This window comes from Pseudoalteromonas sp. JSTW (assembly GCF_013423925.1).
Taxonomy (GTDB): domain Bacteria; phylum Pseudomonadota; class Gammaproteobacteria; order Enterobacterales; family Alteromonadaceae; genus Pseudoalteromonas; species Pseudoalteromonas lipolytica.
In genome coordinates, this window is sequence record NZ_CP058972.1 from 1047643 (window position 1) to 1060538 (window position 12896).

A 12896-nucleotide genomic window follows, 5' to 3' on the forward strand; every position below is an offset into this window, starting at 1 on the left:
CACGGGTTGTTTTAGAATCAGGAAAAACAAACAGGTCAGACCTGTCAGCGGGAGAGCATAAATGTCTGAGCAAAACATACTTAAAACAGCAAAGGGCGATCGTATCGCTATCGTTAGCGGCTTACGAACGCCATTCGCAAAACAAGCCACAGCATTCCATCATGTACCAGCCCTTGATATGGGCAAGTTAGTTGTCAACGAAATGCTTGAGCGCCTTAACTTCGATAAATCTGAAATTGATCAATTGGTATTTGGGCAAGTAGTGCAAATGCCAGAAGCCCCGAATATTGCCCGCGAAATAGTGCTTGGCACCGGTATGCCTGTCTCTGTTGATGCGTATTCGGTATCACGTGCGTGTGCAACAAGTTTCCAAGCAATTGCCAACGTAGCCGAGTCAATTATGGCGGGGTCTGTGCAGGTTGGTATTGCTGGTGGTGCTGATTCATCGTCTGTATTACCAATCGGTGTGAGCAAAAAATTAGCGGGCAGCTTAGTTGATTTAAACAAGGCGCGTACGTTCGGGCAGCGTTTAAAAATATTCTCTAAATTGCGTTTAAAAGACTTAATGCCGGTACCGCCAGCCGTTGCGGAATACTCTACAGGTTTATCTATGGGTCAAACAGCTGAGCAAATGGCTAAAACGCATAACATTAGCCGTGCTGACCAAGATGCACTTGCACACCGTTCACACACGCTTGCGAGCCAAGCATGGGCCGACGGTAAATTAAAAGACGAAGTGATGACGGCACACGTTGCACCGTATAAGAGCTTCATCGAGCAAGATAACAATATTCGTCATAACTCAAGTATTGAAGGTTACGCTAAATTAAAACCAGCCTTCGACCGTCAACACGGTTCAGTGACGGCGGCAAACTCAACGCCATTAACTGATGGGGCCGCTGCGGTGCTTATGATGAGCGAAAGCAAAGCAAAAGCACTGGGTTACAATATTTTAGGCTATGTCCGTAGTTTTGCGTTTTCGGCAATCGGTGTGCACGAAGACATGCTTATGGGCCCAGCCCATTCAACACCCATCGCGCTTGACCGTGCGGGCATCACATTAGCTGATTTAGATTTAATTGAAATGCACGAAGCATTTGCAGCGCAAACACTGGCAAATATGAAAATGTTTGCATCAGATAAGTTTGCCCAAGAAAAGCTGGGTCGCAGCAAAGCGATCGGCGAAATTAACATGGACAAGTTCAATGTGTTAGGTGGCTCACTTGCTTACGGTCACCCATTTGCGGCAACAGGTGCGCGCCTGATCACGCAAAGCTTACATGAACTTAATCGTCGCGGTGGCGGCCTTGCTTTAACGACTGCCTGTGCAGCGGGTGGCTTAGGTGCAGCCTTTGTATTGGAGAGTGCGTAATGACAGATTCAGTATTTAGTTTATCGGTAGGTGATGACGGTGTTGGCGTTGTGACAATTGATGTGCCGGGTGAAAAAATGAACACCCTGCGCAGTAGTTTCGCAGAAGATTTAAAAACACTCTTAAAAGACGCACAACAACAAGCTGTTAAAGGCATGGTATTTATTAGTGGTAAAAGCGATAACTTTATTGCCGGTGCCGACATTAAAATGCTTGATAGTGCAAACAGTCGTGAAGATGCATTAGCGCTGAGCGAGATGTGTCAGCAAGCGTTTTTCGATATGAAAAAACTACCATTCCCAACAGTCAGTGCCATTCATGGTGCGGCGCTTGGTGGGGGATTAGAGTTTGCATTAGCGTGTGATTATCGTGTCTGTTCAGACAGCGACATCACGAAGCTGGGTTTACCCGAAGTACAACTAGGCTTATTACCTGGGGGTGGGGGTACTCAGCGCTTACCTAAATTAGTTGGCCTGCAAAAAGCGCTCGAATGGATGCTAACAGGTAAACAAGTACGTGCAAAACAAGCGAAAAAAACAGGCTTGGTAAATGATTGTGTTCCGCACAGTGTATTACTTGAAGTTGCAAAAGAGTTTGCCCTTAAAGGGAAAGCGAAAGTAAGCAAGCCTAAATTAGACCGTTTGAGCCAATTGTTAGAGTCAAACCCGTTTGGCCGCAATATTATTTTCAAAAAAGCCCAAGAAAATGTGCTTAAGAAAACAGGCGGTCATTACCCTGCGCCTTTAGCAATTATTAAAGCCGTGCGTGCGAGTGTTGAACTTGATCAATTAAAAGCATACAAAACAGAAGCAGAAGGCTTTGCAACGCTTGTTATGAGCGACGAGTCTAAAGCGTTGCGTGGTATTTTCTTTGCAACCACTGAAATGAAAAAAGAGTGGCGTAATGATGACGCACCAGCCATTAGTAAAGCCGCAGTTCTTGGCGGCGGATTGATGGGCGCGGGTATTGCCCACGTAAGTGCTGTTAAAGCGGGTGTGCCTGTGCGTATTAAAGATGTGGCTGAAAAGGGCATTAGTAATGCAATGAACTACAGCTACAAGATTTTAGACAAAAAGCAAAAGCGCCGTATTTTATCAAAAGCCGAGCTGCAACAAACCATGAGCCGTATTACAGGCACGACAGATTACAGCGGCTTTAAACACATTGATATTGTTATTGAAGCTGTGTTTGAAGATTTGGCACTTAAGCAAGGTATGGTGGCCGATGTTGAGCGTGAGTGCCAAGACACCACGATTTTTGCAAGTAATACATCGTCATTACCGATTGCACACATTGCCGCTAATGCTGCACGCCCAGAGAATGTAATAGGATTGCACTACTTCTCACCTGTAGAAAAAATGCCATTGGTTGAAATAATTCCTCACGCTGGCACGTCTGAAGACACCATTGCGCGCGTTGTTAATTTTGCTCGTAAGCAAGGTAAAACGCCGATTGTGGTGAAAGACATGGCGGGTTTTTACGTAAACCGTATTTTAGCGCCGTATGTAAACGAAGCGGCTAATTTACTGCTTGCGGGTGAACCTATTGAGAAGATTGACCAAGCGCTTGTTGAGTTTGGTTTCCCTGTGGGTCCATTAGCTTTACTTGATGAAGTTGGCATTGATATTGGCTCTAAAATTGCGCCAATTTTAGAAAAAGAATTGGGTGAGCGTTTTAAAGCCCCTGATGCCTTTAATCGTTTAATTGATTCTAAACGTTTAGGTCGTAAAACGGGACGTGGTTTTTATCTTTACGACAAGAAAGATAAAAAAGTGGATGAGTCAGTTTACGAGTTATTGGGTGTGACTCCTTCGCCACGTCTAAATAAAAGCGAAATAGCCAAACGCTGTGTGGCACAAATGCTAAATGAAGCGGTACGTTGTTTAGATGATGGCATTATTGCCAGCCCACGTGACGGGGATATTGGGGCTATTTTTGGTATCGGCTTCCCACCGTTCTTAGGCGGCCCATTTAGCTATATGGATAAGCTAGGGGCGGCGCAAGTGAGCTCTGAAATGGCAACATTTGCAAACTATAACCCTATTTTTACGCCATGCGATACATTAAAGGCAATGGCTGAGAATAAGGGGCGTTTTTATCAAAGTGCTGAAGAGTCTGTTGTTGAACAACAGGAATCACACCTAGACCCTGTCGAAGTAACGAAAGAAGTGGTTGAAGATGAGCAAGCCTTAGAAGAGCCAAATGCTGAAACAACTAAAAGTTAAGCTGCGTAGTTAACGAGTGACTTTATACTAAAAGCCCTGTTCCTATTGAACAGGGCTTTTTTGTTGCTGTATTGGCTATAAGTTGTATTTAAAGTAGGGGAGTGATTTGCTATAACAGACTTTATTTAGCAAACGACTAATCACCATGACTCTCACCACTGCGCGATTAACTTTAAGACCTTTAAATGCCGATGACTGGCCATTATTTTATGCATTACACAACGATATTGATGTGATTGAAAAGTGCTTTGATAAACCCTCTGAAGCACACGTACGCGCTAAGTTTAATGAACGCTTAAAGCCTTGGTCACCAGGTGGCAATACGCCGTTGTGTTTGGTGATAGTCGAAACCTGCACGGGCAAAGAAGTCGGGGTGACAGGGTTTACGTCATCCACTGTGCCAAATAGCCAAGAAGTAGGCTATTTGCTACTGCCAAACTTTCATGGCCGTGGTTATGCTACTGAGTCATTAAAAGCGGTGCTTGATTATGCTATTCGCGAACACCGCGTTTGTGAATTTAAAGCCGTGGTCACTGAGGGCAATGTCGGTTCAGAAAAAGTGCTGGAGAAATGTGGTTTTCAGTTAATTGAAAAACAGCCTGATGCTTATATGATAGGGGGTATTTTGTATACCGATCATCATTTTTATTTGAATCGCACTGATCACACCCTGTGATCAGTGCTGATGTAACTAGCGAAGAGGTTAAAGGTGCATCTCAATCGCTTTTCTGTCTTTTTCAGGCATGTTTGCGACCACTAGATTAAACGAATTATCAATCATACGTTCAATCTCCCCTTGTGGTACTGTGCCATCTAAAATAACGGTATTCCATAAACGTTTATTCATGTGATAACCCGGGACCACGGAAGGGAAAATATCTCGCAATGCTTGGGCTTCATCAGGATCGCATTTTAAATTTAACCACCAAACAAGGTTACCTTCATCGTCAATTTGGCCTTCTTTTCCCTCTACGAGAGTGGCAAACATTTTATGGTTAACCTTATAAACATCGACATCTTGGCCAAATGGTTGGGTGATCATCACCAATGGCTTTTTCATTAAATATTCGTGTACTGTGTGTTGATTCATGATCCAATCCTTGAAGTCATTTTTCGTAGTTATAAACATAGCAGAATTTTTAAGTTTGGAGATATCTATTTTTATAATTTGCTGAAAACTAGGATAAATAATGCGGGTGATGGAAAACTGCAAATTTTTATTGAACAAAAGCCATTACGTGGTAAATTTCTGTCATCAAAAAACGATAGGAATACACCCATGCCTAAGGCAAGTGAAGTAAAAAAAGGCGCAGCGATTGAATACAATGGCCGTGTTTTAGTAGTAAAAGATATCCAGCGTTCTGTGCCGCAAGGTCGAGCTGGTGGTAGCTTATACCGTATGCGTTTATACGATGTTGTTACTGGCGGTAAAGTCGATGAGACGTTTAAAGACAGTGACATGTTAAAGCTTGCTGATTTGACGCGTCGTGAAGCAATGTTTTCTTATATTGATGGCGAAGAATATGTGTTCATGGACAATGAAGATTACACGCCTTACAACCTTAATAAAGACGCAATTAGCGAAGAAATTTTATTCGTTAACGAAGAAACACAAGGTGTGCATGTCATTGTGATTGATGGCGCGCCTGTTGGTATCGATTTACCTTCAAGTGTAGAACTTGTTGTTGAAGAAACTGACCCTTCGATTAAAGGTGCCTCTGCGAGTGCACGCTCGAAGCCTGCGCGTTTAACTACTGGGTTAACGATTCAAGTACCAGAGCACATTTCAACGGGCGATCGTATTCGTATTAATACTGCTGAACATAAGTTTATGGGTCGAGCAGAAAAATAATTATCAGATCATCTGTAAAAGCCGACGTTATGTCGGCTTTTTTGTTAAGTTAAAATTAGGGCTAAGTTCACTTTAAACATCAGCCTATGTTCCTTTTTTTAGGCTAAAAGGCATTGAAAAAAGACTGGAAAACGCGCATCATGGTTTACTTAACTTATTGCTTTTTAAGGTTCTGCCCTAATAAGCAAAGACGATAATAACGACTAGTAGTAGATTGCATGTTAAACCACGGATTGGAAAACAGAGAGTACATTAAACTCCCAGAAGGTGTTGATATTGCTATAACACCAGCAGGTGTTGTGGCGCGTAGTTACGCTTATATTATCGATCTTATTATTCGTGGCTTGATCCTGCTTGCCATATCAACGCTCTTTTCTTTTTTTGGAGACGCAGGCGAAGGCCTTGTTCTTATTGCCTACTTTCTTATATCTTGGGGATACAACATCCTTTTTGAAATGGAAAATGGTCAGACCCCCGGTAAAAAACGCCTCAAAATACGTGTAGTACAAGACAACGGTTTGCCAGCGAGCTTTTCGCAAATAGTGGTACGCAACTTATTACGTCCTGCAGATATGCTGCCTATTGGTTATTTTTTAGGACTCATCGTGATGATGTTTAATACGCGATTCAAACGGATCGGCGATTGGGCAGCAGGCACCTTAGTTATTTATGATGATGAGCTGCAAGAGCGCCCATTACTGCCTAAAGGTGATGTAAGCATTCCTGCGGTCAGCTTGACGACCGAAGAGCAATTAGCGGTGCTTGCTTTTGCTGAACGACACAATGAGTTATCCGCTGCCAGACACCTAGAGATTGCCACTATACTTGCTGAGCCTTTAGCCAGTAATGAAACCGATATTGAGGAGCAATTAGCCAGTTATGCCCGTTATTTTGCTGGGCAACTACACGATAATCATGACCACCCACACGTGGAGAGTCAGCAATGAAACAAACCCAATTTGTAAAATCGAACACACAAAGCTGGGATGAATTCAAAGCGTTATGTGAAATGGAACGTTCAGAGTCGTTGCCCATTCATTTTCCAAATCTGTATCGCAAGATCTGTAATGATTTAGCCATCGCTCAAAGCCGTCAATACAGCCCCATACTCGTTGAACAAATAAATCGTTTAGTGCAGTTAGGCCAAAAACGTTTGTATTTGTCTCGTAGCAATCAGTTTTCTGAGCTATGGCATGTCGCACGAACAGCGTTTCCTCGGGCTCTGTATGAAAACCGTGTGATGTTAGCTGTTAATTTGCTGGCTTTTTGGAGCTTAGCTTTAATTGCCTTTATTTGGGTAAGACTGGACCCAGATGCAGCGTATACTTTTCTAGGGCAAGGTACGTTGCTAAACATAGAAAAAATGTATGACCCAAGTGGAAGTGTGCAATCTGCTGAGCGGGGAGCATCACAAGATTTATTAATGTTTGGGGTGTATATCTACAACAATATAGGGATCGCATTTCAAATGTTTGCAGGGGGAGTGTTGTTTTGTGTAGGAGCTGCATTTTTCTTGTTATTCAACAGTTTTTATTTCGGGGCCATTGCCGCACATATTGTAAATGTTGGGTTTGAAGGACCGTTTTTCTCGTTTGTTATCACCCATGGCTCTTTTGAACTGACAGCGATTATCATTGCCTCTGCAGCAGGGTGCCGAATTGGCTACGCACTCCTTAACCCTGGCCAATTCACGCGTGCTTATGCCATAAAACAAGCCGCACAAAAAGCTTTGCCCTTAATTGTAGGGGCCTTTTTAATGCTGGTGATAGCTGCTTTCATAGAAGCGTTTTGGTCTCCGCGCGATATTGCGAATGAAATAAAATATACAGTGGGCAGTGGGTGTTGGGCGTATGTGCTGTATCGTCTCTATAAGGGAATGCGTTATGGAGCTTAATCGCCTGAGTTTTAACCCTCGTAAACGTGATGCTTACGAAACCTTTGATTTAACAGTGTTATTAGTTAAATCGCACTTTTTTTCTTTGTTTTTTATGTATTTATGCATGGCCTTACCACTATTTATAATTGTGGGCGTGTTACTTAATTGGAGCTGGAGTGCTTTTTTAATATGGTGGCTTAAACCTTTATTCGAGCGCCCGATACTCGATTACATGTCAAAAGCGGTTTTTAATCAACCGGTCTCGATTACCCACAGTTTAAAGTCGTTAAAGCAATTAAAGTTGGCAGAGATGCTAGTGCATTTAAGTGTCTTAAGGTTCAGTCCTAATCGTGCTTTCTTGGCGCCAGTTGAACAACTAGAGCAACTGTCTAAAGAGCGAAAAGCGAAGCGTAAACAGCTGTTGTTCGCTTCAACAAAACCCAAACAAACACTTTGGATGCTATTTTGTGTCCACTTTGAATTTATTTTGTTGATGGGGTTTTCTGTATTAACGATTGCATTAGTGCCGTATTCATTTACAGCTGAAGAAGCGATGTATCAGATTTTTGAGGCCCCTGAATGGTTAGAAATTGCCTTTAATGCTTTATATATAGTAAGTATTGCACTCGTTGCGCCTTTATTTGTCACGGGGGGCTTTTTAGCTTATTTACACCGTCGAGTTGAGCTTGAAGGGTGGGATATTGAGCTTGCTTTTAAAAATATTCGCGCACGTCTAAGCGGTGTATTGTGTTCACTGGCACTGCTTTTCTTATCCAGTGTTACTATTGCTCCGTCTGCCAGTTACGCCGATGAAATTGATAAACAACAGGTAAAAGAGCAAGTCACAGCGCTTTATAATGAACCTAATGTGATAGAGACAGAAACAACGTGGACGCCTATTTTTGAACCCAAAAAAGCCTCATCGAGTGACTTATCATGGTTATTTAATATTTTTGAAGCCATAGGGCAGGTTTTTGGTGTATTGGGATGGGTGTTAGTGGCGTTATTAGTCATTTGGTTAGTCTATTACTTAATGAAAAAACGCGGTTTTTTTGCCAATTTAAGCCTGCCTGAACGTGCCAGACATAAAGAAGAGCCCGTGATCCCCAGTTTGTTTGCTGAAATTAAAGCACAGGATTTACCTACAGATTTAATTGCCTCGGCATTGCGTTGTTTTAATGCAGGGCAACACCGTTTAGCGCTGGCTTATTTGTTACATTACTCGCTTAGTTGGGCGCAGCAGCAACATCAAGTGAGATTACATCGCTCAATGACTGAGCGTGAATGTAAGCGTGCGATAGATGCCAAAGTACCGACGCATATACACGATATTTTTACGCGCTTGTTTACAGCGTGGGTGAGTGTTGCTTGGGGGCACCAAACACCCGATCTTGATTTTATTGCTCTTACAGAGGAAATAAAAGCAATGACAGCCAGCAAGGAGGAAAGTACTCATGAAGCTTAAATATGTACTGATTGCTGGTTTGGTATTGCTTGGTTTTATTATTGTTGCGGGGGTTGCGTCGCTGGAGTGGGAGAAAAAAGAATTCGAAATAGGTTTTCACTCTGATGTGGCTAAAGATAATTTCACCATGGCGCAGCGATTGTTAAACGCAAATGGCATTAAATGGCTTAAAGATAAACACCTTGCTGCACATGCCGATAGCGAACAAATACGCATTGACCCACACACTATTTTAATTGTCGATGAAGCGGTGCTTGCCGATTCGTATCAATTAGTTCAGCAGCTCGCTGAATGGGTGGCTGAAGGTGGGCGATTGGTGTATGTATTAAATCGACAGCGCGATGAGTTGGCACTTGATAATACATTGTTTTTTAATCAACTAGGGATCACCGTTTCAGCGAAAGACAGTGCCTTTGACTATGACTTTGCAATGCTTAAAGAAGGGTCTAAAAACAGCACCTTGGCTATAAATGAAGACACCGTGTTAGCGCTTGAACTAAGCCGTGCATTTACGATTGAACATTGCCCAGGTGTCAGCACAAACACAGAACAGGGCGATACTGTTATGTGTGACCTCGCTTTTGGGCAAGGCCGCGTTATTGTAATGCCGTCATTGGCACCATTTACAAACTATCGATTACGCCACCTTGACCATGGCAGCCTCCTACTTTGGCTTAGCAAAGGGGCTGATAAAGTGACGTATGTTCCTTATTTAACATACCCTAATTGGCTGGCAAAAATATGGCACTGGAGCTGGCAGTTTGTTGTGAGCCTTTTATTATTGGTTGTGTTTACAGTGTGGCATATCAGTAGTCGAATTGGTCGAGCCTATGCCCCTGACTTCGATATTAAAACCAGTTTTAATGCGCATATTCGTGCAGTGGCTAATTTCTACATGCAACACGGACACGAAGCGTATTTATGGACAGCGCTTCGTAAAGACTTTAATGCCAAAGTAGAGATGCGAGTCCCTAATTTTAAAATGTTAAGTGATGATAAACAGGCACAAATTATTGCTAATTTAACGCACTTCGACAAACAACAAGTGACCCAGCTGCTTGTAAGTGAATTACCCACATCACGCGAGCAACGATTAGAATATATCAAACGATTTAAACAATTAAGGAATGCATTATGAGCACGGAACTGGAAAATAAACGCATGAGCTTGATAGATGCAGCGGAGGCTGTAAAACAAGTAAAGCAAAACATTTCACGTGTCCTCGTTGGTCAAGATGCCATTGTTGAAGATGTGCTAACCGTTTTATTTGCAGGTGGTCACGTACTGCTTGAAGGTGTGCCAGGGCTTGGCAAAACGTTACTGGTTAGGGCATTGGCAAAAAGCTTAAACGTGGATTTTTCGCGCGTACAGTTTACGCCTGATTTAATGCCATCAGATGTTGTTGGTCATAGCTTATATGATATGAAGTCGGGTGAATTCAATATTAAAAAAGGACCCGCCTTTACCAATATTTTATTGGCAGACGAAATTAACCGTGCACCCGCAAAAACCCAGTCCTCATTACTTGAAGTGATGCAGGAGCAACAAATAACGATTGATGGTGAATCGCTTTCTATCGATTCTCCTTTTATGGTTTTAGCAACACAAAACCCGCTCGATCAAGAAGGGACTTACCCGTTGCCTGAAGCGGAATTAGACCGATTTATGATGAAAGTTGAATTGGGTTTTCCTTCGCATGAAGCGGAAGTTGAGTTGTTAAAACTTAACACCAAAGTGGTGTCGAATGAATCAACGGTTGAGCAACTGCCAGCAGTACTTGATGCCGCGCGTATTAGTGAAATTAAGCAGCTATGTGCAGATAGGCTAGTTGACGAAAAAATTCTTAATTATGCTGTCGATATTGTTCGTAATTCACGAACTTGGCAAGGTGTATTGCACGGCGCAGGTTTACGAGCATCAATAAACCTGATTAAGGCTGCAAAAGTAATCGCATTGATGAATGGGCGCGATTTTGTGATCCCAGATGATGTAAAATCAGTCGCCCCTAATATTTTAAGACACCGTTTGATCTTATCGGCTGATTTAGAGTTAGAAGGGGTGTCGTACGACGAAGTTATCAATGCCATATTAGCCAGTGTTGAAGCACCTCGCTCATGATTCGAATTAAGCTTAGACCTGCCAAACGCCTTGTTTTACTGCTATGTGCAGTCGTGCTGATGGTGCTTGTCTGTGCTATAGCTGAGCTTGGTAGCGTAATAATGACGGCGTTATTATTGGTGCCTGTCGTGATTACATGGATTGACTTAATGTTGTCAAAGTCGCAGCCGCTGTTATCAACAGAATTGTCGACGAGCCAAAATATGGCATTGTATCGTTGGCAGCCAGTTCAGCTTACTATCAATAACACCGCTAAGCAGCCTCTGCTTCTCGATGCCAGTCTGCATTTAAGTCAGGCCATAGAGCTTGCTGAGCCGCAACAGACGGTATTTTTAACAGCGATGCAGCAAGCACAGCTGAGCTTTAATATTCGTGCTCATAAACGCGGTGACGCTGACATAACCGCTATTGAACTCAGAGTTGGCTCGTCTTTTGGGCTGTGGCAATCTAGCTGGTTAGTCAAGCAAGAGACTCGGTTAAAAGTGTACCCTGATTTTAGTCGTGTAACCTCAAAGCAACACCTTAATGGCGTAACCAATAAGCCAATTAATGGCTTAAAGTTAACCAAAAAGCGGGGTGAAGGTATTGAGTTTCATCAATTAAGGGAATACCGGCAAGGTGATAGTGTTAGGCAAATTGACTGGCAAGCGACCAGTAAACGTCGTAAATTAATTTCTCGTGAATACCAAGAAGAGCAGAATCAGCATGTGATTGTGATGCTTGATGCATCTAAAAAAATGGCGATTGAAGCAAACGAAGGCACTCACTTTGATCATGCATTAAATGCACTTTTATTGCTCGCTCACACTGTGTTAAAACAAGGTGACTGGTTTAGTATGCAAAGTTTCAATCAAGCCTTGCGTTGGTTACCAGATGTTAAAGGGGCGCAGAATGTCTCGCGGGTGATGAATCATTTTTATGATTTATACCCCGATAATAGCAGCAGTGACTATTTAGTTGCGGTTAATCAACTTATTGCTAAGCGAACTAAACGCTCTTTAGTGCTCTTGGTGACAACGTTAGATGAGCAGAGTATTGATGAATTGCTCCCAGCCATAAAAATGCTGCAAAAGCACCACCTTGTAGCGCTTATCAATATAAATAACCGTGCAGTGGCTGAGGTACTCGATGAGCCAATCGAGAAGTATGAAGATGCAACTAGTTATTGTGCGGCACTTGCTTTACTTAATGCACACAAAGCCAATATGGCAAAGCTTAAAAAGCAAGGTGTCATCGCTATTGATTGTAAGCCTGTGCAACTACTGCCACATGTGTTGAATACGTATTTAAATGTGAAGCACTCAGGTGCTCTCTAGCAGGAATAAAAAAGGCATTGAATTCAATGCCTTTTTTACGTTTGTAACGATTATTTTTGCTTGTCTATTGCTTCGTTGATTTTATATTGAAAGTAAATCACGTTGAAGAAAAAGGTTAAAATACCATTTAGTTTGACAGGTTCATCACTGCTTTCGTTGATTAACTCAGTTAAAGAAGTACGCAGTGAAAAGATAAGAATGATCGCGACAACAAAAGAAATAAGCGACACAACACCCCCAAGTTCGGGGCTAACTCCCGCAATCGATAAAATAATATTCACCGCGTATAAACCAACATAGCCGTAAATTATACCTTGGCTAACTTGATGTTTAGCGAGTGAATTTGCAAGATTTGTGCGATTTACTAGCCAATAAACACTGTAAATGCCCAGTGTAAAAACACTTAAAAAGAACACGCCCCAGGCAGAGAAACGATCAAAGTTTAAGATTGGTTTATTACCACTGCTGTTTGCATCTGTTAGGGTAGCTTCGGGCGCTTGGTATAGATTGCTGGTTTCATTAGACATAATATATCCTCATATTTTATTGTTTTTTCCTTAGGTGCCACAGGCACGTTCCTATATTATATCCTCGACTTTATTCTGTATATCATTTCACGCATTTTTTAACGCTTTGCAATTGATAGTAATAGAATATAACCCGTCTTTATAG

The 12896-nt window shown here is 42.3% G+C and carries 12 protein-coding genes; 10 read left to right on the forward strand and 2 right to left on the reverse strand.

From position 1 onward, the window contains the following. Positions 1-61: 61 nt before the first annotated feature. The 3 genes from fadI to GZH31_RS04865 all read left to right on the forward strand — a co-directional run bounded on the left by fadI (position 62) and on the right by GZH31_RS04865 (position 4273). Entirely contained in the window at positions 62-1372 is a 1311-nt protein-coding gene (gene fadI, locus GZH31_RS04855; RefSeq protein ID WP_036969977.1) for an acetyl-CoA C-acyltransferase FadI, read from the forward strand. Beyond that, positions 1372-3597, forward strand: coding sequence for a fatty acid oxidation complex subunit alpha FadJ (fadJ, locus tag GZH31_RS04860; RefSeq protein ID WP_180311435.1), 2226 nt, complete (start codon positions 1372-1374; stop codon positions 3595-3597). Before fadI ends, fadJ begins: the two co-directional genes overlap by 1 nt. A gap of 145 nt (positions 3598-3742) precedes the next feature. Next, positions 3743-4273, forward strand: coding sequence for a GNAT family N-acetyltransferase (locus GZH31_RS04865; RefSeq protein ID WP_036969973.1), 531 nt, complete (start codon positions 3743-3745; stop codon positions 4271-4273). A gap of 27 nt (positions 4274-4300) precedes the next feature. Here the strand turns inward: GZH31_RS04865 and GZH31_RS04870 are convergent, their stop codons facing one another. Next, positions 4301-4687: an MmcQ/YjbR family DNA-binding protein gene (locus GZH31_RS04870; RefSeq protein WP_118844102.1), complete on the reverse strand. Its 387-nt coding sequence runs from the start codon at positions 4685-4687 to the stop codon at positions 4301-4303. A 189-nt stretch (positions 4688-4876) separates the two neighbouring features. On the opposite strand from GZH31_RS04870, the gene yeiP reads away from it, so the two are divergent. The 7 genes from yeiP to GZH31_RS04905 all read left to right on the forward strand — a co-directional run bounded on the left by yeiP (position 4877) and on the right by GZH31_RS04905 (position 12224). Then, complete coding sequence (gene yeiP, locus GZH31_RS04875) at positions 4877-5449, forward strand: elongation factor P-like protein YeiP (protein ID WP_036969970.1); 573 nt, start codon at positions 4877-4879, stop codon at positions 5447-5449. 218 nt (positions 5450-5667) lie between these two features. Further along, on the forward strand, positions 5668-6396 hold the full coding sequence (locus GZH31_RS04880) for an RDD family protein (protein ID WP_180311436.1): 729 nt from the start codon (positions 5668-5670) through the stop codon (positions 6394-6396). Beyond that, positions 6393-7343 (forward strand): stage II sporulation protein M, encoded by a 951-nt coding sequence (locus GZH31_RS04885; protein WP_180311437.1) that lies wholly within the window; start codon positions 6393-6395, stop codon positions 7341-7343. Before GZH31_RS04880 ends, GZH31_RS04885 begins: the two co-directional genes overlap by 4 nt. Further along, positions 7333-8790: a hypothetical protein gene (locus GZH31_RS04890; RefSeq protein ID WP_180311438.1), complete on the forward strand. Its 1458-nt coding sequence runs from the start codon at positions 7333-7335 to the stop codon at positions 8788-8790. The genes GZH31_RS04885 and GZH31_RS04890 overlap by 11 nt, the downstream gene beginning before the upstream one ends. Beyond that, positions 8780-9928: a DUF4350 domain-containing protein gene (locus tag GZH31_RS04895; protein WP_180311439.1), complete on the forward strand. Its 1149-nt coding sequence runs from the start codon at positions 8780-8782 to the stop codon at positions 9926-9928. Before GZH31_RS04890 ends, GZH31_RS04895 begins: the two co-directional genes overlap by 11 nt. Continuing rightward, positions 9925-10908, forward strand: coding sequence for a MoxR family ATPase (locus GZH31_RS04900; RefSeq protein WP_036969962.1), 984 nt, complete (start codon positions 9925-9927; stop codon positions 10906-10908). The genes GZH31_RS04895 and GZH31_RS04900 overlap by 4 nt, the downstream gene beginning before the upstream one ends. Beyond that, positions 10905-12224: a DUF58 domain-containing protein gene (locus tag GZH31_RS04905; RefSeq protein WP_180311440.1), complete on the forward strand. Its 1320-nt coding sequence runs from the start codon at positions 10905-10907 to the stop codon at positions 12222-12224. The genes GZH31_RS04900 and GZH31_RS04905 overlap by 4 nt, the downstream gene beginning before the upstream one ends. A 50-nt stretch (positions 12225-12274) precedes the next feature. Here the strand turns inward: GZH31_RS04905 and GZH31_RS04910 are convergent, their stop codons facing one another. Next, on the reverse strand, positions 12275-12751 hold the full coding sequence (locus tag GZH31_RS04910; RefSeq protein ID WP_036969958.1) for a DUF4234 domain-containing protein: 477 nt from the start codon (positions 12749-12751) through the stop codon (positions 12275-12277). Positions 12752-12896: the final 145 nt, after the last annotated feature.

What these genes read in the sequence shown, in the direction of transcription:
- GZH31_RS04885 (WP_180311437.1), top strand. Translation starts at nt 6,393, where the DNA reads ATGAAACAAACCCAATTTGTAAAATCGAACACACAAAGCTGGGATGAA.
- yeiP (WP_036969970.1), top strand. Translation starts at nt 4,877, where the DNA reads ATGCCTAAGGCAAGTGAAGTAAAAAAAGGCGCAGCGATTGAATACAAT.
- GZH31_RS04910 (WP_036969958.1), bottom strand. Translation starts at nt 12,751, where the DNA reads ATGTCTAATGAAACCAGCAATCTATACCAAGCGCCCGAAGCTACCCTA.
- GZH31_RS04895 (WP_180311439.1), top strand. Translation starts at nt 8,780, where the DNA reads ATGAAGCTTAAATATGTACTGATTGCTGGTTTGGTATTGCTTGGTTTT.
- GZH31_RS04865 (WP_036969973.1), top strand. Translation starts at nt 3,743, where the DNA reads ATGACTCTCACCACTGCGCGATTAACTTTAAGACCTTTAAATGCCGAT.
- GZH31_RS04890 (WP_180311438.1), top strand. Translation starts at nt 7,333, where the DNA reads ATGGAGCTTAATCGCCTGAGTTTTAACCCTCGTAAACGTGATGCTTAC.
- GZH31_RS04870 (WP_118844102.1), bottom strand. Translation starts at nt 4,687, where the DNA reads ATGAATCAACACACAGTACACGAATATTTAATGAAAAAGCCATTGGTG.
- fadI (WP_036969977.1), top strand. Translation starts at nt 62, where the DNA reads ATGTCTGAGCAAAACATACTTAAAACAGCAAAGGGCGATCGTATCGCT.
- fadJ (WP_180311435.1), top strand. Translation starts at nt 1,372, where the DNA reads ATGACAGATTCAGTATTTAGTTTATCGGTAGGTGATGACGGTGTTGGC.
- GZH31_RS04905 (WP_180311440.1), top strand. Translation starts at nt 10,905, where the DNA reads ATGATTCGAATTAAGCTTAGACCTGCCAAACGCCTTGTTTTACTGCTA.
- GZH31_RS04900 (WP_036969962.1), top strand. Translation starts at nt 9,925, where the DNA reads ATGAGCACGGAACTGGAAAATAAACGCATGAGCTTGATAGATGCAGCG.
- GZH31_RS04880 (WP_180311436.1), top strand. Translation starts at nt 5,668, where the DNA reads ATGTTAAACCACGGATTGGAAAACAGAGAGTACATTAAACTCCCAGAA.